Origin of the sequence: Cysteiniphilum sp. 19S12-1 (genome assembly GCF_052030685.1) — a bacterium.
Taxonomy (GTDB): Bacteria; Pseudomonadota; Gammaproteobacteria; order Francisellales; family Francisellaceae; genus Caedibacter.
The window spans coordinates 10,866-31,676 of sequence record NZ_JBQAJM010000006.1 but is presented as its reverse complement, the minus strand read 5'-3'; the positions used below and the strand labels follow the sequence as shown (position 1 = coordinate 31,676).

At 37.7% G+C, this 20,811-nt stretch carries 16 protein-coding genes; 13 read left to right on the top strand and 3 right to left on the bottom strand.

Features of this window, described 5'->3' with window-relative positions:
- Positions 1 to 207: 207 nt before the first annotated feature.
- From ACTS4L_RS03050 to ACTS4L_RS03015, 8 genes are all read left to right on the top strand, one after another.
- Positions 208 to 1,116, top strand: coding sequence for a DotH/IcmK family type IV secretion protein (locus ACTS4L_RS03050; RefSeq protein WP_440651694.1), 909 nt, complete (start codon positions 208 to 210; stop codon positions 1,114 to 1,116).
- Positions 1,113 to 2,396: a DotG/IcmE/VirB10 family protein gene (locus ACTS4L_RS03045; RefSeq protein ID WP_440615194.1), complete on the top strand. Its 1,284-nt coding sequence runs from the start codon at positions 1,113 to 1,115 to the stop codon at positions 2,394 to 2,396. The genes ACTS4L_RS03050 and ACTS4L_RS03045 overlap by 4 nt, the downstream gene beginning before the upstream one ends.
- Before the next feature lie 23 nt (positions 2,397 to 2,419).
- Complete coding sequence (locus tag ACTS4L_RS03040) at positions 2,420 to 3,682, top strand: hypothetical protein (RefSeq protein ID WP_440615193.1); 1,263 nt, start codon at positions 2,420 to 2,422, stop codon at positions 3,680 to 3,682.
- A 168-nt stretch (positions 3,683 to 3,850) separates the two neighbouring features.
- Positions 3,851 to 6,841 carry a hypothetical protein gene (locus ACTS4L_RS03035; protein WP_440615192.1) on the top strand — a complete coding sequence of 997 codons (2,991 nt, stop codon included), beginning with the start codon at positions 3,851 to 3,853 and terminating at the stop codon, positions 6,839 to 6,841.
- The gene (locus ACTS4L_RS03030) at positions 6,828 to 7,256 is read left to right on the top strand and encodes a type IVB secretion system protein IcmW (protein ID WP_440651692.1); all 429 of its coding nucleotides are present in this window, start codon (positions 6,828 to 6,830) and stop codon (positions 7,254 to 7,256) included. The genes ACTS4L_RS03035 and ACTS4L_RS03030 overlap by 14 nt, the downstream gene beginning before the upstream one ends.
- Before the next feature lie 32 nt (positions 7,257 to 7,288).
- The gene (locus tag ACTS4L_RS03025) at positions 7,289 to 7,906 is read left to right on the top strand and encodes a DotI/IcmL/TraM family protein (protein WP_440615190.1); all 618 of its coding nucleotides are present in this window, start codon (positions 7,289 to 7,291) and stop codon (positions 7,904 to 7,906) included.
- 96 nt (positions 7,907 to 8,002) lie between these two features.
- Complete coding sequence (locus tag ACTS4L_RS03020; RefSeq protein WP_440615189.1) at positions 8,003 to 8,419, top strand: hypothetical protein; 417 nt, start codon at positions 8,003 to 8,005, stop codon at positions 8,417 to 8,419.
- A gap of 39 nt (positions 8,420 to 8,458) precedes the next feature.
- Positions 8,459 to 9,481: a secretion/conjugation apparatus DotM-related subunit gene (locus ACTS4L_RS03015; protein ID WP_440615188.1), complete on the top strand. Its 1,023-nt coding sequence runs from the start codon at positions 8,459 to 8,461 to the stop codon at positions 9,479 to 9,481.
- A gap of 16 nt (positions 9,482 to 9,497) precedes the next feature.
- Here the strand turns inward: ACTS4L_RS03015 and ACTS4L_RS03010 are convergent, their stop codons facing one another.
- On the bottom strand, positions 9,498 to 9,686 hold the full coding sequence (locus ACTS4L_RS03010) for a hypothetical protein (protein ID WP_440651690.1): 189 nt from the start codon (positions 9,684 to 9,686) through the stop codon (positions 9,498 to 9,500).
- An 80-nt stretch (positions 9,687 to 9,766) separates the two neighbouring features.
- Between ACTS4L_RS03010 and ACTS4L_RS03005 the strand changes: the two genes are divergently transcribed.
- Positions 9,767 to 10,291: a hypothetical protein gene (locus tag ACTS4L_RS03005; protein WP_440615187.1), complete on the top strand. Its 525-nt coding sequence runs from the start codon at positions 9,767 to 9,769 to the stop codon at positions 10,289 to 10,291.
- 497 nt (positions 10,292 to 10,788) lie between these two features.
- Here ACTS4L_RS03005 and ACTS4L_RS03000 read toward each other — a convergent pair whose 3' ends face one another.
- The gene (locus ACTS4L_RS03000; RefSeq protein WP_440615186.1) at positions 10,789 to 12,075 is read right to left on the bottom strand and encodes a sensor histidine kinase; all 1,287 of its coding nucleotides are present in this window, start codon (positions 12,073 to 12,075) and stop codon (positions 10,789 to 10,791) included.
- A gap of 299 nt (positions 12,076 to 12,374) precedes the next feature.
- Between ACTS4L_RS03000 and ACTS4L_RS02995 the strand changes: the two genes are divergently transcribed.
- Positions 12,375 to 13,769 (top strand): response regulator, encoded by a 1,395-nt coding sequence (locus ACTS4L_RS02995; RefSeq protein WP_440615185.1) that lies wholly within the window; start codon positions 12,375 to 12,377, stop codon positions 13,767 to 13,769.
- Positions 13,770 to 13,843: 74 nt separating this feature from the next.
- Here the strand turns inward: ACTS4L_RS02995 and ACTS4L_RS02990 are convergent, their stop codons facing one another.
- Positions 13,844 to 14,023 carry a hypothetical protein gene (locus ACTS4L_RS02990; RefSeq protein ID WP_440615184.1) on the bottom strand — a complete coding sequence of 60 codons (180 nt, stop codon included), beginning with the start codon at positions 14,021 to 14,023 and terminating at the stop codon, positions 13,844 to 13,846.
- 94 nt (positions 14,024 to 14,117) lie between these two features.
- On the opposite strand from ACTS4L_RS02990, the gene ACTS4L_RS02985 reads away from it, so the two are divergent.
- The 3 genes from ACTS4L_RS02985 to ACTS4L_RS02975 all read left to right on the top strand — a co-directional run bounded on the left by ACTS4L_RS02985 (position 14,118) and on the right by ACTS4L_RS02975 (position 20,753).
- The gene (locus ACTS4L_RS02985; RefSeq protein WP_440615183.1) at positions 14,118 to 14,273 is read left to right on the top strand and encodes a hypothetical protein; all 156 of its coding nucleotides are present in this window, start codon (positions 14,118 to 14,120) and stop codon (positions 14,271 to 14,273) included.
- Between the two features lie 231 nt (positions 14,274 to 14,504).
- Positions 14,505 to 14,819, top strand: coding sequence for a PQ-loop domain-containing transporter (locus tag ACTS4L_RS02980; protein WP_440615182.1), 315 nt, complete (start codon positions 14,505 to 14,507; stop codon positions 14,817 to 14,819).
- A 33-nt stretch (positions 14,820 to 14,852) separates the two neighbouring features.
- On the top strand, positions 14,853 to 20,753 hold the full coding sequence (locus ACTS4L_RS02975) for an amino acid adenylation domain-containing protein (RefSeq protein ID WP_440615181.1): 5,901 nt from the start codon (positions 14,853 to 14,855) through the stop codon (positions 20,751 to 20,753).
- Positions 20,754 to 20,811 lie beyond the last annotated feature (58 nt).

The window sequence follows — 20,811 nt, the reverse complement described above, 5'->3', positions numbered from 1 at the left end:
GTGCTGATCGTATGTGTTTTTTGATGGGAAAAGTATGTACGACAAGTGACAATGTGTAACATTAATTATGATAAATATTGCACCAATATCTGAATATGGCACTGGTGAAATCAATGTGCTATTGCACTGCAAATATGTCATTTTAAAATACATATTATTACAAGTAAGGCATCTTATTGCGTATATTTGTCACATTCAACAAAAGTGATGATGAAGTCAATGGCTAAAAAACTCAATAATGCAAAAGCAATACTGCAACGATGGCTATATTTTGTCACTATTACAATGTTCTTTTGGCAAAACACCCTTTATGCGGCAACATCAGTGATCAAGAATCAAAGTGATGAATCCGTCTTTAACAATGTATTAAGACAAGATTTTTCGATGTCACCAGCGCAAATAAAGAAGTTAAAAACCATCATTAGTGCACATCAGCAAGCAACAGAGTTGTCTCCCGGTGAGACATTAAATGCACAAAATCGCACATTAAGCGCAAGTATTAAACCAGGAGATACCAAAGATGCACCTTTGGTCATTGTGACAAAAGGAATGGTAACCTCAGTAGTTATTACTGATCAAAACGGAACACCTTGGCCGTTGGATTCTTTTACTGTGGGTAACCCAGGTGATTTTAATGTCAAACAATCAGGCAAAAGTGTGCTATTAATTCAAGCACTTAAAGGCTACAGCCATACAAATATTGCTTTAATGCTCTCAGGTGTTGCGGTTCCACTCATGGTCAATGTGATTTCAGGGCAAAGTAGTTATGATTCTCAAGATTATATTCAGGTTCAAGCTACACAAGCCGGCAAGCAAAGTCAGACAAGGCTTGGGCAAGCACCTAAATACCTACAAGATCTACTGGCAGGTATACATTTAGCTGGCGCGAAATCACTTGATATTGAAACAGACTCAGATGCCAAAATGTGGGTTTATCAAGACAAATATCTTATTTTAACAAGTGCCAGTTTGTCCTCACCAGGATTTGATGCGCAAGCATATAATACGATGAGTCATATGCACGCCTATAGTTTACCCAAAGCACCTTATATTTTATTAACAGATAAAAATGGACAGACACAAAGTATTCAGGTTATAGGCGAGGCGCAATCATGAAAGGGGTAATCAAAAAGCTATTGAGTATGCCAAGATCACGTATTGTTATTGGTGTGATGTGTGTTTTCTTTATTGTTGGTTTTGCTGTGAATAGTTGCTCAAATACAACTGATACAGATCATGGACAAACGATGAATTCTTCGATTGAAGATACAGCGCTTAATTTGCAGCACAATAGCGCGATTTCGGCAAATGACTATCAACAAAAGTTAGACCACTATAATAGTGATCAATATCATCAAGCAGAGATCACTGGGAAAAGTTATTTCCAACAGCCTAATGGGCGCATCAATGATGTTAGTGGTGACAGAAGTAATCCATTAACTGATCAGCAGAATGGGCAACAGAAAGAAAAGAAAAAAGAGAAGCAAGAGAAGCAAAAAGGGCAATATAGTCAAGGTACAGATACTTCAACAGTGTCTTCTAATAGTCTGGCATCAGTACAAAGCGTGCATGCACGTCATATGAAGCTGGCACATTCGTTATCAGAAGATGAGTCATCAACGCTTGCGCAACGTGCGCAAAAAGATTTGGATGATGTTTATGGTCAACCAATCGACAATCAACAGGCGCAACAACTGTACCAAAAAGATGTACAAGGGGTTGTTGCCAAATGGTCAAATCAATCCAACATGGAGACCAAAGATGCGCCTAAAGATAATGCAAATATGACAAATAACGGTGAGATAAGTAGTCAAAACAAAGCCGTATTGGTTAAAGCAGGATACATTGGCTTCGCGGTGATTGACACCTCTGTTAATAGTGATCAGATTGGGACACCTGTATTGGCACATATTGTTGAGGGACCTTTGAAAGGGTCGAAGCTCCTTGGCAGCTTTACTCGTGAGGGTGATTATATCGTGGTCAAGTTTAACTTAATGTCCATGCCAAGCAGAAGTAACAGTATTTCAATTAATGCTTATGCAGTTGATGGTTCAACCGCGCAAATTGCATTAGCCAGTGATGTTAATCATCACTATATTGAGCGCTATGGCAGTTTATTTGCAGCAGCGTTCTTGCAAGGATTTGGAACCTATTTTTCAAATCAAAATCAAAATCAGCAGATTTGTTTAAGTGGTCAAAGTGGTGGGTTATTGCCATGTTTTAATGTCAATAGCAACAATCAGCCTTCAGTAAAAAGTGCCGCATTTTCTGGACTGGGGCAAGTGGGTACAGCATTAAGTAGCAATATGGCATCAGTCTTTAACAGACCACCAACCGTGAAGTTATATCAAGGTACTGGCGTTGGCATTTTATTTACCAATGATGTAAATGCATGAGCGTGACAATGAAAGGAAAAACGATGAAACAAAAACGATTAGCAATAGTTGAAAAGCTAAAACAAATAAAATGGCTAGATAAATTAAAACAATTACGCATTGACGCTCGTTTGATGACGTTATTTGAACGCGTTAAAAAGGGTAACGGTTTTCGTTTGCAGTTTGCGCATGTGCTCATGGCTGGAACCGTTGCAGTAATTGGGTTGGGTGTGTATTTAGGGTATCGAATCATCGTACCTTATAAACCACAAGCGGTTACACAAACTGTTAACCCAGGATTTGGTGACTTTCAAAAAGTACATGCAAATCCTATCCAAAGGAGTGATAATACAAAGCTTATAACCAATAGCCAAAGCAATACATTGGCGATGGCATCGCATGCGACCAAAGCATCGCCAGAGGCTCAAGACGGTAACACGGACATGCCGGCGAATAAAGCCAATACTACATCACATTTAAGCAATGCGCTGACTCATGCTCATGAGTCAACAGCAGCAGTAGATAAAGAAGGTAAAGGAAGTAAAGTCAATGATCAAGATAATGAAAATCAAATAAATAAAGAGAATAAAGAAAATAAAGAAAATTACAAGCGTGTTGCCAGTAGTACACTTGCAGAGTCAGATTCAACGATCGTCACAAAAGATCATAAGCTAAACGAAGACATACCAATTGATGCCAAGCAACAGGTTGCAAGCGCAAAGCATACTGTGCCTGATCATGCTCAAGCACCAGTGACGTCTAAGCAGGTGCCTGCCAATGATACGTTAACCAATCAGGTTGATAGTGAGTCACAAAAGATAGGTCAAGCCCATACAAATAGCCAAATTGAAACCTCTTTACAAACAGGCACGCATGCAAAGGTATTAAATCAGAGCATATCGGCACTTGAGCAACAGGTCAGTATGTTATCTGAGCAACAAAAGCGATTGCTTGAGCTAGTTAAAACTCAACAGCAAATGCAAGAAAAACAGCAACAGCAATTAGCGCAAAAAGCACAGCAAAGGCAAAACAAGTCGATTGATTCACTCATAAGTGGTAATGATATTACGGCGCAAAAACTCCAACAGATGTATGAAATGTTGCATGCGTTAATGATGAAAAATACTTTAATCAAAAACCCATTATCGCTCGTTGCTGTGGTTGGAAACTATGCGTGGTTACAAAATAATAAAGGGGTTACGCAATCGATTACGCTTGGCAGTAAAATTGATGGCTATGGTGAAGTGCTCAAAATTGATGATCAGAAAAATCAAGTTTTGATGAGCTCAGGTTATATTTTTAAATAAATAACGGTTATGACAATATTATCCATCAAAGCCGTAAGGGCAATTCATGCGGCGGCAATTCGTGGGGTCGTAATTCATGTAGGGGCAATTCATGAATTGCCCCTACTTAAGGTGAGATGTGAACTTTGGTATTTAACCTAAATAAGATAAACAAAGTAGTCAGGAAATATGAAAAACTGGTTTGAATTTTTACATGGTGGCAGTCAGGCATTGATTAATTGGCTGTCACATTATTTAAAGCAAGAGCTTTCTGCATATTGTGATTTATATGGAATTGATGATGAGCAGTCATTATTGATCAATAAAAATGGCTCGCTGCTGAGTGTTTTTGAGCTTGAGGGCTTCTCGCAAGTTGCTTCCGTAGCGCAATTACAACATTTATCCAATAAATTATCACAAGTCTTGCAACCGTATTTAGCAAAGCTCGGTCATAGCCTACAGTTTGTTATAGATTATAAACCAACGATGACCATCGAAAAATCTCAAAAGATATCACAAACATGGCAGCATAATTTAGCCTTATTACAAGCCGATATTGCCCATGAATTGTTACAGTCAAAACAGCAACATTTGACTCAGCATTGTTGTGAAATACGTGTTTTTATTGTGGTTTCATCACACTTAACACTATTAGATAAAGAAGATATTAAACAATGTAAATCAAAAACAGTAATCAAGGATAAGGTAGTTACGGATGTAATGTCTGAATATCTTAAGCACAGTGCTGATATGCTCTATGCATTACATATCGGTTTTCTTGAAGATTTTTGTGAAATTTTTAAGCAGTTACAATTAAGTTTGATTAAACTTGATGGGGTTGATGCTGTGAAAGTGATAAAAGCGCAGCTTTATCCGCATGGTGAATTAGAACATTGGCAGCCAAGAGGCGCAAGTGACAAACTATCAATCAAAGTCAATCCTAAAACAAACGATGCTGAACTTGCTCATATTGCATTGGATCGTCAGCTCTTAACTGAGGCATTAACCATTGAAAAATCAGAGGTAATCGCTTGTGACGAGATGTTAGCAAGCGTTGTTGGTGTCGAGCTTTTCCCACTTGATGAGGTCGGTTTTTATTCATTGTTTAATCAATTAACAGCAAAGAAAGCGCCATTTCGGATCAGTTATTTTATACGTCCTGGTGGACAGGCATTATTAAAGCTTAAGTCAGTGCTAGCAAAATTTTTAGCATTTAGCAATTCAGATAACAAGCTGATTCTAAATGCACGTGACGTATTAGCTGAATTTGAACGTTCGCAATTACAGGCAATTGTTAAAATGACAATGCTTTTAACAACGTATGTAACAGACCAAGATCAGCTAAAACTTAAAAAACAGCGCAACGCCTTAGTTAAAGCAGTCAATGCTTGGGGCAGTGCACAAGTCAAAACACATCATGGTGATCCTTGTAAAGCCTATATGGACAGCATAATGGCAATGACGCATGAGCCGATCAATCCAGCCACTGCCATGCCAATGAATGCCTCTTTGTATATGTTGCCGCTGCAAGTGCCAGCACGCGTATTCCCTGATGGTGGTGTACACTTTCGCACATTAGAGCGCAAATTTTGGCCTTATCAATCCGGCTCCAGTGAGCAAGTCAGTTGGGTTGAGATGATTTATGCCAGAAGTGGATCAGGCAAATCAGTGCTGTTAAATACCTTAAACGACGCCGTTGCAATGTATGCACAATCCAAGCGCTTACCTGTGATTGGGATTATTGATATTGGAGAGTCATCTTTTGGTTTGATGAAACGCTTACAGGCAATGCTACCTGAACATGCAGCATATATTCAATATCATCGTTTAAGCTTAAGTGATGATATGGCAATCAATGTCTTTGATACGCCATTGGGGATGAGAAAACCTAGCGCGCACCAAAAGCAGTTTTTAATAAATTTTATTGCCATCTTACTGCAGGATGCTTTAGATGATGATTTACCTGAAGGCATGACGGCGATGTTGTCATTAATTATTGATACCAGTTATCAAATAGTCAGTGATGATTATCAGCCTAAACAATATATGCCAAATAGATGTTTAGCAGTTGATAAGTACCTAGATAAACAGCAGAAAGCAAAAGATTTTACACATTGGTGGCAGGTGGTGGATTATCTGTTTGCACAAGGTGAGCATACACTGGCAAAAAAAGCGCAAGTTTATGCAATGCCAACCTTGGCAGATACCGTCAGTGCCTGTCAATTTTCACAGATAAAAGACATTTATCATAAAGTAATTGCCAGCACCAATGAGACTTATACGCAAAATTATAATCGCCTGATTTCAGCAGCGATTCGCCAATATCCGAGTTTATCGATGATATCAAAGGTCGATTTTTCAGTCGCGCGTATCTTGTCACTGGATCTTAAATCATTGGATAGCAGTGCATCAGATAAACATTTTAAACAAACAACGATTGGTTATATGCTGGCAAGATATGTGATTGGCTTGAATATCTATTTACCGGATGAAAGCGATAGGCGCCATGCGCCGGATATATATCAAGCGTATCATCAAACGATGCTTGATCAGTCATTTCATACCAGCAAGAGAATTGTCTTTGATGAATTTCATCGCACAAGTAGTGCCAAAATAGTCCAGTATCAAGTTCAACGTGACATGCGTGAAGCGCGAAAATATAAAACACAAATCGCCTTAGCATCGCAATCGCTGGAAGATTTCTCACCACAGATGATCAGCTTTGCCACCTCGATGTTTATCATGGGCAATATGCAGAATAATAGCTCAGAGCAAGTGCTTGGACACTTTCAATTATCAGCAGATGAGATCCAGATGCTAAAGTCTCACGCACATGGACCAAGCCAACAAGGGGTGACATTCTTAGCGAAGTTTATGACCAAACACGGGGCTGTTGGACATGCTTTAAATTTAGTATTGCCAGCAATTGATTTATGGACCTATACAACCACCAGTGAAGATATGTATGTACGCAACCGTTTATGGCAAACATATGATGTGTTGGCTGTTTTAAAAACATTAGCACGTGTTTTCCCCAAGGGGACATTGCAGCAAAAATTTAAGCTTTATAAACAAAAATATTATGACCAATCCGTTGATGACATTTTATTGCTTATCATCGATGAGCTTATTCCGTTGGTTGAAGAAGAAATATTAAAAGAGAGTGATGATGAATCATAATGAAATAGATTATTGGAAAAGCTATCAAAATCCGTTGATTAATAATTTACTGGTTAATTTAGAGGCGCATGAGAGCTCACTAACCCTGACATTGAGTGAGGAGACGCGAGATACGCTTGAAGGCTTGTTGGCGCATTTGTGCAAAGCGGATTTCAAAGCGCAATATGCTGACCTTTTGACCGATGTTTTGTCACAACTTCCCAGTGCTTATTTATCTTATTTTTTAGCGCAATTAGCAAAACATAATGGCGCTTTTTTTAAGGCAACTTTGGATCATGTGGTTGGTTTGCCTTCATCTCATGCAAGAAAAGCAGTATTAGAGCGCGCAGGCGTTGTTGAGAAATTACAAACGTTGGTACGTATTTTTAATGATGAAAGAGTTGAGCGAGTAACGCGCATTCTAGAAACAATGTAAATTATATAGATTATATAAATGAGGTAATTCATATGTCAGAACTCCTTCAAGAAGTCATTGAGAAAAACAGTTTTTATCGCAAGCATTATCAAAAAATCTTACATTTGTTTAGCATCAGTTTGCTGATTAATGTTGTTGTTTTATGTGTATTATTGTTTAGTCATAATCGTACTGAACTGCGATATGTTTATGTGATGGCAGATGGTCAGGTAGTACAGTTGCAATCAACACCTACATTAAAATTAAATAGTGACAATCTAGTGCAATGGGTGGCAAACAATGCACCAAAACTTTATCAGTTGGACTTCTTAAACTACAAAGTGCAAATGCAATCAATGCGCCCTTTATTTAGTGAGGAGGGTTGGCAGAGTTATATCGATGCTTTTAAGACGGTTTTAACACAGATTCGATCACAGAAATTAGTCGCTAAAGCCGTGGTTACAGGGTTACCAATGATTGTAGCAACTGGGTATTTGGAGGGTCAGCCAAGCTGGAAGGTGCAAGTACCAATTGATTTGAATTTTCAAAAAGATCATCAAACACAAGATACACAATATATTTTAACGTTAACCATTAAAGGTATTGAACCCAATTTAAGAGATTTGCGTAGTTTTGAAATCGTTCAAGTATTAGCAATGGCAAAGCAGTAATCAAAAGTTTTGTGTCAAAATGGTCATAACAAAATTTTGGTTATGATCAATAAACTCTTATTATGATACGTAATGCAGTATTAGGGGCAATAATCAATGACTAAAACAAAAGAATTAAATATAGGGCAATTAGGTAGCTCAAATCATCCTAAAATAGTGGCAGTTAATGCACTGTATAACGAGCTAAATGCTGAGCGACAAGCTCAGGTTGATCGCTATGCTGCATGCTTGCAAACGCAAGATTTCTCTGCAGGAATAACAGGTGAGACTAAAATTAAGCTCCTTGCCAATGAAGTCTTTAACGGGATTGAAGAATGTTTTGAATCAAGGTTGCAGGGATTGTCTAAGATATACTCGGAAGATGATGCCTACGCGTATATGAATAAAGCGTATCAGCAAAAACCTCGCTTGTTACTTGAGCATGGCGACAGAATTGATTCAGCAGGTGCTAAACCAAGTATGAGTATTCAAGACTATCTGAATAATGATAAAGGTTATGGATGTGATAAATAGCAAAAAAGCAATCATCAACTAATAAAAAAGGATAATCATATGTCAAGACAACAAGGTATGTCTGAAGACAATAGTTTGACGCATATTTTTATTGCTGGAAGCATTATCTTTTTGGGTTTTGTGGCATATTATTTTTTTGCCGCTTATATCAATAGAGCATATATCCAGATGATGCATTTTGAGTTAAGTGTCTTTGGGTTTTTCTCACATAATGCAAGTGCCCTCAAAAATCAATTAATGCATATTGATGCAAGTCATATATCCTTTAGCGAGTTAATGTCTCTGAACAATCAAGCAGGACTTTTGCTGCGATTACCGGTTGCGATTATCCTTGGCTTTTTGATTTGTGCTGTGATGTTACTGCATCCTAAAAAATTATTTAATGTCTATTATGATATGGCAAAACTTGCTAAAAAAATGGTGAGTCATTTTAAGCATATTACACCGGTGATAGATCAGCATTTAGAGCAAACATCTCCTAAGGAAGGTGTTTGGGCTTCAGCATTAAGTAGTAGTGATTTTATAAAACAATATGGATTGTATAGTAACGATAGTCAACTAGATGAGAACAAGCTTGAACAGCAGCTTGTAAAGCAGCTAGGGCAAAAGTTTAATGCTTTTGACGATCTATCTATTAATGAGCAAATATTATTTACAGTATTTGCATTAAGAATTGCCGGTAAAGATGCCAAAGCTCAGTGCTTATTGGAGAAAGCATCGACAAATGCTATTGATCACAAAGCGCTTAACGTATTATCTGAATCGGTATTAGAGCATCCAGAGGTTAGTGCAATATGCCAAAAGCATGCCTATGTTCGCACGCTTTTATGTGGGTTATTGGCAAAAGCCAGATCAACTGGCATTCTCGCGACAGCAAGCTTTTTATGGCTTAAAACAAAGGATCGAACCCTATGGTATACCTTGAACAATGTTGGTAGACAAGCGGTTTTTATAGAAGGGGCTTCCGCTTTTGGTCATTGGCAAACTGAAAATGCGGTGGGATTTAAGGTCGAGACTCCACTTTTTGAGCAGTTGATAAAAACAATAAAAGATCAACAATAACGCTAATGACATTACCTTAAGAATTATTTTGTAAATATAGATTGCTTTGCAACGAAGTTAAATCAACCATCCCTGATAAAATGGATTGCCACGCATCCATGCTCGCAATGACACACTCTGACTTGTCATCCTGAGCCAGGATGGCGTGAGGATCCAATGCGAAGCTGCTATGGATGGTGATTGATCCTCCTAAAGGGAGTGCCATTAAACAATGGCAGAATTTTAAACTTGAGAGATATAGGAAGCAACAATGAAAATTAACAATAAATCACTTTAAGATATATTATGAAACATCAATGGTTATTTGAGCGCAGTCAATATCAAGCCTATCAAACTTGGTTGACGATGATTAATAAAGAGATCACAGAATATGACCTCAAAAAATGCGCCTTATGTCAAAGTGATGCTAATCAATATCCACTGACTTTGCAGCCTTTTCCAAAGGACTATGATTTTTCAGCAAGTGACCATAATCAAGGTTTTGTATGTACAACATGCCTTGATAGCATATTTGCCTGTCACCCTTCAAAAAAAGAGAAATTAAATGGCTGCTTTATTTATTTGCCAGAAGTAAATCAACTTAAATTAAATTACTTTATGAATTGGTTGCAATATGGCAATGATATCTCAAGTATCGATAAAAAAAGCTTTTATGCTGAGCTTAAAGCGTGTCAAGGTCGTTGGTTGGATATCATTGGTATAGATATTAGTGATCCGTTTTATTTTAGGCTTTTTTACCATAAGCACCTAGATCAAGCCAATAAACTGTTTGATAAAACGCGCTTTTTACCTCATTTTACTGATCATTAATATGCCCGCCACTGACGTGGCTGATGGCAGTGACTTTTTTCCCGCAAAAAAGTCACCAAAAAGCTCGCCCTACAAGTTTTGCTAACGCCAATCCCATGGGATTTTTGCAAACTCGTTGCACTCAAACATGCAAAAATCTGATCCATGGTATTGGGTGCAAAACTTTAATGGGCATAAAGATTGCCATCTTGCTCAATGAGACCGTCGATTAATTTCACTACCTTAAGAAGTGGTTTTTAAATATGGGCTTTGCAACAAACTTAAATCAACCATCCCTGATAAAATAGATTGCCACGCATCCATGCTCGCAATGACATCCTATGACTTGTCATCCGTAAGCCAGGGTGGCGTGAGGATCCAATGCGAAGCTGCCATGGATGGTGATTAATCCTTCTAAAGGTAGTGCTATTAGTAATGATAGTGGGGTCTGGTAGCATGGTCAGAGCTAATTTTCGTCACACAATGCTTTAAGATAGAAGAAGATAGAAAAAGGCGTGTTATTGTCGCCAACAAATGCGCACTATTAATCCATGCGTATCTGTGCGGTTTTTAATGTTAATATGTGCATTGTTCTTGGTAATAATTTCTTTGACAATGGCAAGTCCCAAGCCTGAGCCTGGAATACGATGATTTCTGGCTAAATCGATGCGATAAAAAGGTTCAAAAATATGTGCTAGTTTATCCTCGGCTATTCCTGACCCTGAATCGATAATTTCTAGGCAAATCTTTTTATCATGAGCGTTAGTCAGTTTAACCTGAGCATCTCCAGCGTATTTCAGGGCGTTATCAATAAGGTTTTGTAAGACGCGTTTAAACGCTTTGCGTTGAAGTGTTAGAATACAAGGTTTCGTATCGGTTGTTATACATTGTACATCAAAGCCTACATCTTGATACTCATGACATATCGACTCAATTAAGTCGCTAAGATTGACTTGGTGGAATGTCTCTTCAAAATAGCTTTTTTTGGCAAAAATCTGTATTTGATTAAGCAGATAATCCATATCATCAAAGTATTTCTGTAATGCGTGTTGATCTTTGGGTAGAAGATTGCTTCTAGTGTAAAGTATGGCTTTGGTAATAGGCGTTTTAATATCATGTGAAATGGCAGCAAAAATTTGTAACTTTTCCTCATTGATTTTGGTGAGTTTGTTGCTTACAACGGCGATAATCTCCGCCATGTTTTTGAAGTTGAATGCACTGTTATAGGTGATCAACTGCGGATCAATGTCAAGTTCACTTGCAATTTTTTTCATTCTCAAAAAAGGGACAATCAGCTTTTGTGTGCAGAAAAAATACCAAGGGATAATGATGACGAGGCTCATTGCAAATAATGCAATCATCAGATATAAGTAGAATTTTTCAGATGCTTTAACGGTGAAATTAGCACAGAAATGATGATCATAACAGATCGATAAATGCCGCGCTAAAAAATGAGCTTTTGATAGTTTAAGCATAATGCTTTTACGAATTGCTTTATGAAGTGGGGCATCACCATTATTCTTGATTGAATTAAGGTCAAAATAGATCGTCTTGCTGTAATGTGGGTAAGCAGAAAAATCAACAGCAATATTATCTGAAAGCTGATGTTGTTTTTGATCAAGTTGCTCAGATTGATCAAGTCTATCAATCAAAGCAACAGCAGAGTCTGTGATAAGGTGAACGGTTCGATGATACTGAGTTGTGCGATAACTTAGAAATGAAATAACGATTAAAGTAAAGTTAATCACTAAAAATAAGGTAAATAAACTCGGTAAAAACCAAAATTTTAAATGGTGCTTATGCATGAGAGCTAAACTTATAACAAATATCATGTTGATCTTGTCTATAGTAGAATAGGTTTTGCATTCAAACGCTATATACAGACATAGCGTAAATGACATCAAACTATATCATAACGTCCACTGAAATTACGTTTGGATATATGATGAATCATAAGTTAATCATATGTATATGTATGTGATAATTAGCGATATTAAGTTTCAATAAATAGGATTCAATGCAGCGCATCTAGGGCTAACATGTCGGTTGAATGTCAATTCAAATTAATACACGTTGCACACAAGACATATAAGGACATAATACCATGAAAGAAAATATGAAAACCTCGGTAAAAGTGGCATTGGGAGGATTTGATGATCCTTGCTATATCGTTGATAAAGATGCAAAAATAGTCGATTATAACGATGCTTATGCTGATTTGATTGGTGCTAAAAAAACAGATTTGTTAGGTAAGAAGATTACTGATACTAAGTTGTACTTCAATCGTAAGATAGAGCAAGACAATCTACAGTTTATGGCACAAACTAAGCTACAGCATACGACAGCGCTAGAGGGCTATTATGATCCTAGTGGGCGCTTAGGAGAGATTGCATTAATGTCACATAAAATGCTGATATTTGATGGTGATAGACAAGTGATTGGTTTGATTTGCTTGGTTAAGATGAATGAAGGCAATAATAAAGTAGCCTTGCAACTGAAGGAATGTCTTAATGCATTGAAAGGTTATAGTCAATTTCTGATGAAAGAAGATTGCTTTTTAGGACAAATGGATGCGATTGAAGGTGCTAAGGCAATCACCGATAGCTTGGCATCAATTAGCACGCAGATATTAAGCAAGGAGTATGTACCATTTTGGGATAGAGTATACAAAAGGATAAAAGCAAATGATGTTGCAAGTTATTTCTTTTTTAAGGCGCTCATTATATATGATGATATCGGTAGTGATCTGATGGTTGCTTTGCAATCAAGTTACTATATTCAGTTTGATATTATGACACATAAACAGGCTCTAGAAGATAGTGCTGTGCTTGAGTCGTTAGGCAAAGGAGAATACCAAATAGTTATTACCAATATGATTGATGCAAAGATACAAGCACTAACAGCGAATACGTCGACATGTTACTTTGGCATAAAAACAGCTTCAGGCGCGATACATCCTAGTTTGGCTGAGCCTAAGGTGGTAAAAAGGCTCACTATGCAGAGCCTGATAAGTAGCATTGATGAAAATGTATTTAAGCCGTGGCGTGAGTCTGTTGCACAGATGATCAAAGAGAAAGTTGACCAAGAGAAGTATCTAACCATCTTATACGTAGAAGATGATGAAAATTCAAGGGTTAGCTTTGAACGATTGATTTCTATTTGCCCTTATATCGGTGATGCAGAAAAAGGGCAATGCATGAGTGCTAGTAGACCGCTAGAGGCGTTGGATATCGTAAAAAATAATGTATTTGATATTATCGTGCTTGATATAGGCTTGCCTGAAATGGATGGCTTTGAGTTGGCGGTGCAAATACGAAACCTACAGTGGGAAAAAGGCGATATTGCTTGTCCTATCTATGGTTACACCGGTCACCTTATTGAAGCGGATGAATTGAACTATCAAACTTGCGGTATTGATTGGATTTTTATTAAACCTGAGCTTGCTATTGATATCAATAAGGTCATTCGGAAATTCGTCCCTGAAAGCATGCTGATTTAACTATTTTCGCAACTATCTATTTGAGCTGTTTTTATGATCATTTCTAGACTTTCTTAAGTAATTACCTATTTTTACTATTTTTTACGCTTGTGCACAATGCTATCATTATCTGACTGGGCTGCTCTTTTCAATATCTCAACTTTTACTGATTCCGGCATGTCAGTATCGATAATATTTTGAGTCTCTTTTTTGCTGAGATGTTTTAGTGGTGAATTACGTTTTTGATTGATGTATTCAGTCAATGATTTTAACATTTTTGTTCTGCTCTCCATGTGTTTATATTTTACCTAGCAGTAAAAGTCACCTATATTCCAATGGCACTACCTTTAGCAGGATCATTAACCATCCATGGCAGCTCCGCATTGGATCCTCACGCCATCTTGCCTTACGGATGACAAGTCAGAGGGTGTCATTGCGAGCATGGATGCGTGGCAATCCATTTTATCAGGGATGATTGATTTAACGTCATTGCAAAGCCTATATTTACAAGCTACTTCAAGGTAGTGCCATTAACCTAACTATGCCGAATTGTTACTTTAGCGTTAACCGCATTAACTTAACAGTCCGTTTGAGCATCGTTTTGTATCAATCACATGCTTTTTGATACGTTTAGAGCGTATAAGTTCAGTTGATATCCAGTGACAATGCCAATAGCCAAGTTGTTAGTCTGGGCAGTGTCCCTGTTGCCCCTATCCCCCGCAGCTTGGCATAAAATTTTTGTGAAGTTAACAAGGGATGCTAACAGCAGGACTGATAAAATTTATGTATGCCTATATTGTGAAAATGATGTTTGCGTTGAGTTTATTTATTAATGCATTACTGTTCTTGCCACAGACAATCAAAGTCATCAAGCTCAAGTCGTCTGAGAATATATCGATTGTGACGTTTATCGGTTTTTTGGCGATTCAATTGGTCTGTGTGCTTTATGGGTTCCTAGTCGAAGATTGGATTTTGGCATTAGGGTTTATGCTAGGGATGGTGGCGTGTGTGACGGTTGTGATTGCCGCCATATACTATCGTGTATGCGCGTCCAAGAATAACAAGTCATAGTAAGGTTCAATTTTTTTAAGGGAAGTTAACGTTTTGGTAAATAATCTGAAAAGTCGTAGTAGCAATTTAGTCGTAGAAAAAAGCAGGGTGATCAGTCGATTATTTGAGCATCAAGTAGAAAAAACACCAAAAGCAATTGCTTTGATTTTTGGTGATGAGACTTTGAGTTATGAGGTGCTTAATCGTAGAAGTAATCAACTTGCAAGAAAAATCAGGGCATGTTATGAAGATAGCGCTGGTCAAAGTTTTAAAAAAGGCACGTTAATAGCATTATATCTTGATCGGTCATTTGAGATGGTCACTGCAATATTGGCAATATTGAAGGCAGGTGGCGCCTATGTTCCGATTGATCCCACGTTTCCAGATGAACGTGTGCGCTACATACTGCAAGATAGTAACGCCAAGGTGTTGCTCACACAAACATGGCATACGCAAGCTCTAGAGCAATTGGGATATGATAATGGCTTGGTTCAAGCGAATGAATTAAGCCAGTCGGCAATCTATAGCAGCGAAAATCTTCAGAATGACCTATCTGGTGATGATCTTGCATATATTATCTACACCTCGGGAACAACGGGTAATCCCAAAGGTGTGATGGTGCCTCACAAAGGTGTTGTCAACCGCATACAATGGATGCAAAAGCAATACCCGATTGGTGCAAACGACAGGGTGTTGCAGAAGACACCTTATAGCTTTGATGTGTCTGTTTGGGAACTCTTGTGGGCAAATTGGTACGGTGCAACAACCGTTATAGCAAAGCCCGAAGGCCATAAAGATGTTGATTATCTTCATCAAATGATCACTAAGGAACAAGTCACTATCGTACATTTTGTGCCTTCGATGCTATCCGTTTTTTTAGACTTGCTTGCAAATAAGATGCTCTCAAAATACGCATTGCGCAGAATATTCTGTAGTGGAGAGGCTTTAAGCGATTCTATCAAAAATCGATTTTATGAGGTCTTTGAGCATCTTTTAGCTATTAGTTTACATAATTTATATGGACCAACTGAAGCATCGATTGATGTTAGTTTTCATGATTGTGCGCAAGACAAAAAAGTCACCATCGGCAAAGCCATTGATAATATAAAACTCTATGTATTAGATGAGCAATTACGATTGTGTGATAAAGGAAATGTCGGCGAGTTATACATATCAGGAATAGGTCTTGCTTATGGCTATTTGAATTTACCTCACCTCAGCGAAAAGGCTTTTATGAGCAATCCTTTTGCAAGCAGCATAGAAAAAAGCTTAGGCTATGATCGACTGTACAAGACAGGTGATTTAGTGCGTGAGTTAGCCGATGGTGAGATTGAATATCTAGGGCGGAACGACTCGCAAGTCAAGATAAGGGGTTTTCGGATTGAGTTGGGTGAAATTGAGCAAGTCTTATCTAAGTTTAATGGCATTAGACAATGTTGTGTCATTGTCAAAGAACCTGCAGTGGCGAGCAATGCGCATCAGACTTTAGTGGCCTATTATACGCAAGAACAGGCTTGTCATATGAGTAATTCACAGATAATCGAGCACCTCAAACGCTTTTTGCCTGAGTATATGGTGCCAAGTTTTATTGTCAAGCTTGAGCATTTTCCGCTAACGGCAAATGGTAAATTGGATAGAAAGGCATTACCTAAGATCAGTATCGATGTTGTTGACTATGTTGCACCATCAACAGAGAGAGAAAATAAGGTCTGCCAAATATGGCAAGGAGTTTTGAATGTCGATAAAGTCGGTGTGACAGATCACTTTTTACAGCTTGGCGGTAATTCAATTTTGGCGATTGATGTTGTTGTACGAATGAAGCAATTGATCGGTTGCCATTTTGATGCCTTAGATCTAATTAAGGGAAAAACCATCAAGGAGTTGCTGTGTTCAGAATATGTTGAAGATCAATATAAGCAGCATCCGTCACAAACTCAAATGCAATCAGATGATTTACACCACTTTGAAAAAAGTATTCTAAATCATGTGTTAGCAACGAACACACCTTTGATCTATAACGAAAGTTTCACCATTGAGTATGTCGAACGTATTAGTTTTAAGATCTTTAAAGTTGCGGTTGATTATCTGATGGCGAAGTATGAACTACTACATAGTTCTTATTATGAAGAAAAGCAAGCAGGAAAGTTACATCGGCGTTTAAATTTTGATCAGCCTGCCGTGTGTCAGCATGTTAAGCTGAATGAAAAAAACACACTTGAGTCATTTTGCAAGCAGATAGATCAGACACCCTTTGATATTGAAAAGGATAAGCTTATTCGCTTCTATCTACTTGATGATGTTGACGCGAAGCAATATGTATTTATTTCATTTTTTCACGCACTTTTGGATGCAACATCGCTCATTAATATTATATTGCCTGACTTGTATCTTTGTTTACAAGAGGATAAAAGGTCATTGGTTAAACAGTCGATGGTGGATTTCACCGCATTGTCAATGTCGCTCAATGACCATTATCAGCGGAATATGCAGCAAAAGATAAAGTATTGGCAACAAAAATTGGATAGATGTCAAGCGCTTGATATGGGTTTTTCAAAAACGACAGAGGATGTTAAGGGGCAACAGTTAAGTTGTGACTGGGGGACGCAAGTAAGGCATCAGCTCAAGCATGTTGCCAATGTACTCAAGATTAGTGAATACTCAGTCTTGTATGGCTTGTTTACGCTAATGCTATCCAAGATATCTCAGCAATCAGATTTTGCAGTGATTACTAATGTTGATGAGCGAATGTACGTACCGCAATGTCAATCGGTAGTTGGATGCTTTATTAATAATGTGATTATTGATGTTAACCTCACCCAAAAGAACACGCTAAAAGAGCATCTTGTCAATACTCATAAGAAAGTGATCGAATCGATCGAGCAGGCGTTGCCTTATGATCAGTTGCTGGCAATTGATCGTGACAAAGTATTACAGCTATCGGATGTTCAGTTCAATCTGGAAACTAATGAAATATATCATTATCCCTATAGGCAAACACAAAATAACTCACATTCAGGCTATGTCAAACATGGGCTTTATTTTGAGCTAGATTTAAAGCAAGATCAGATTTTATGTCGAGTTGAGTTTGAGTCTGCCAGATATCCTCGGTATTTTATTGAATCACTTTTGGATAGTTACTCTGTGTTATTAGATGGCTTAGAAAAGTCACTTGATCACAAAGTTTTAGATATTAGTCTTTTAAGTGCTAAAGATTATCAGAAGGTGGTTTATGATTGGAATAGCACAGAGGCACCTTTTCCAAAAGACAAAACCATATATCAGCTTTTCGAGGATCAAGTTGCGAGAACCCCGAATAATATTGCGATTGTTTTTGAGGAAGAGGAGTTGACTTATCAAGAACTAAATATAAAAAGCAATCAGCTAGCGCGTCATATAAGACAATCTTTTTTATTGACGACCGGTGACGAATTAATGCCAGATACATTGATTGCATTATTTCTTGAGCGCTCATTGGAAATGATTGTTTCTATTCTCGCGGTGCTTAAGGCAGGAGCTGCTTATGTTCCGATCGACCCAAATTTGCCTCATCAACGCATAAAATATATGTTGACAGACACACAAAGTCAGTTAGTACTTACACAGACTAGAGTCTTTAATCAGTTGACACTTTTAAACCAAAATGAGATGGGTTTGCATTATGTGTTAGTTGATCAAGATAAATGCTATCAAGGGGATAGCAAAAATTTATTAGCATATAGTAAACCAGAAAATCTTGCTTATGTAATTTACACCTCAGGTACCACGGGTGTGCCTAAGGGAGTGATGCAAACGCACAATAGTCTGGTGAGGCTTTTCAAAGCAACGTCACAGCACTTTGACTTTAATCAAAATGACAGATGGATGATGTATCATAATTATATATTTGATTTTAGTGTTTGGGAGTTATGGGGTGCATTAACCTATGGCGGAATGCTTGTTATACCATCGAATGAACAAGTATTGGATGTGTCGGAGATTTTTAGGCTGTGCAATGATTATAAGATTAGTATATTTAATCAAACACCTGCAGTGTTTTTACGCTTTCAGGAGTTTTTGAGTTTCTTACCAGAAGGGTGTCACAGCCTTGAAAGTTTTCGATATATTGTATTAGGTGGTGATAAATTGACACCAGATAAGCTAAAACAATGGTGGGAATTTTGTAATGTGCAAGGGCGCCCGTCACCAAAAGTCATTAACATGTATGGTATTACAGAAGCTACAGTCCATGTTTCTTATAAACAAATGTGTGATGATTTGACACAATGCAATAATTCTTTAATTGGTAAAGCGCTTACTGACATGAACGTTTATATTCTTGATAAGCATATGAAACCGATGCCAGTTGGTGTTGTCGGCGAGATTTACGTTGCAGGTGAGGGGTTATCACGCGGATATTACAACAATCCGGATTTGACGAATAAATACTTTATGAAAAATCCGTTTTATAATGAAGTGTCTATGAAAAAGGGGTTTGAACGAATTTACAGAACTGGAGATTTGGCTCGTTGGCTTGATAATGCAGAATTAGAGTATATAGGAAGAGTTGACTCACAGCTTAAAATTAGAGGATATAGAATTGAACTGGGTGAAGTTGAGACAAGATTGACACGCATTTCTGGGGTCAGTCAGGGTTGTGTTGTCGCTAAGAAAAACCAGCAAGCTGACAACTACATTGTCGCCTATTACGTATTAAGTAAAGGTAACCCTACTGGTTTGACAAAAGAAATTATATACAAGGAACTTAGTGCATTTTTACCAGGGTATATGTTGCCTTCATTTTTGATTGAGTTGTCCAGCCTGCCAATGACGATTAACGGTAAGGTAGATCAAAGTGCTTTGCCAGAGCCCAATTTTGTCAGTCAGCAATATATCAAGCCCGTATCAAATACAGAGAAAGCACTCTGTGAACTTTGGCAAAGTGTATTAGATATTAGATTAGTTGGTATGCATGATGACTTTTTTAAATTAGGTGGCAATTCTGTTTTAGCTATTACAACTGCCTATCGTATGTCAAAAATATTAAAGTGTAAGCTAACGGTTGCAGATATTTTTAGATTAAAAACAATCGCTAATATTGTGCGAGATTGTACATCAACTACAAAAGAGCACCTTAAGATATTGTCGCAAACCAAAGTCAGTCAACATGTCTTTTGTTTTGTTCACCCTGCTTTTGCTGGTTGTGAGGTCTATCAAACATTAGTCGACAAACTCTCTACGGCACATCTTTGTGTTGGTATTGAAAATTATAACTTTGAAAATGACAATAAAATTGAGAGCTTGTCAGAAATCGCACAGCAATATTTGTGTTATTTGAGATTAAACTCCATTGTCAACAATGCCGATCAATTAACCTTGGTTGGTTGGTCATTAGGTGGACTGATTGCTTTAGAGATGGCGTATTGGCTTGAACAACAAGGGCACACTAATGTGAGATTAATCCTTTTAGATTCGCATATTCCTTATGGGCGTGCATTACAATATCATCCACACTTTGATCCTGATAAAGGGGGGCAAACTGTCGATGAATTCCTTAACCAGAAAGTCGCAGATCTTGAGCCAGACTATGCACAAAAAGTATTGGCAAATAAAGCGTATGATATAGCGATTGGCAAGTGTAAGCCAACAGGTAAACTCAAGCATACTAGAGCGATTCTTTTTAAAGCCACACAACAGCTTGGTTATAAGATTAAAGATAATAATGCTGGTAAGTACCTAAAATCTTTAAAGATTATTAAGGTTGCCGCAGATCATATGAATATTATGGAGAAGATTGATAATAATTGGACGAAATATGAGGCTTTATTTAGTCATAATAGCGCTAAGGTTGGGTTTAAATTATACGACTGGATAAAGCGAGTAAAAAGAGAAATTCCGACACTTATCTTTGTACTAGGAGCGGTTGCTATTGCGGCTTATCTCATTGGTGCTGATGAGTATATTATTGCAAGCGTTTAGATGAGTACATTAAATATCAGCATTATGTCAAATTAGCTACTTTGTATGAGGTGCATAG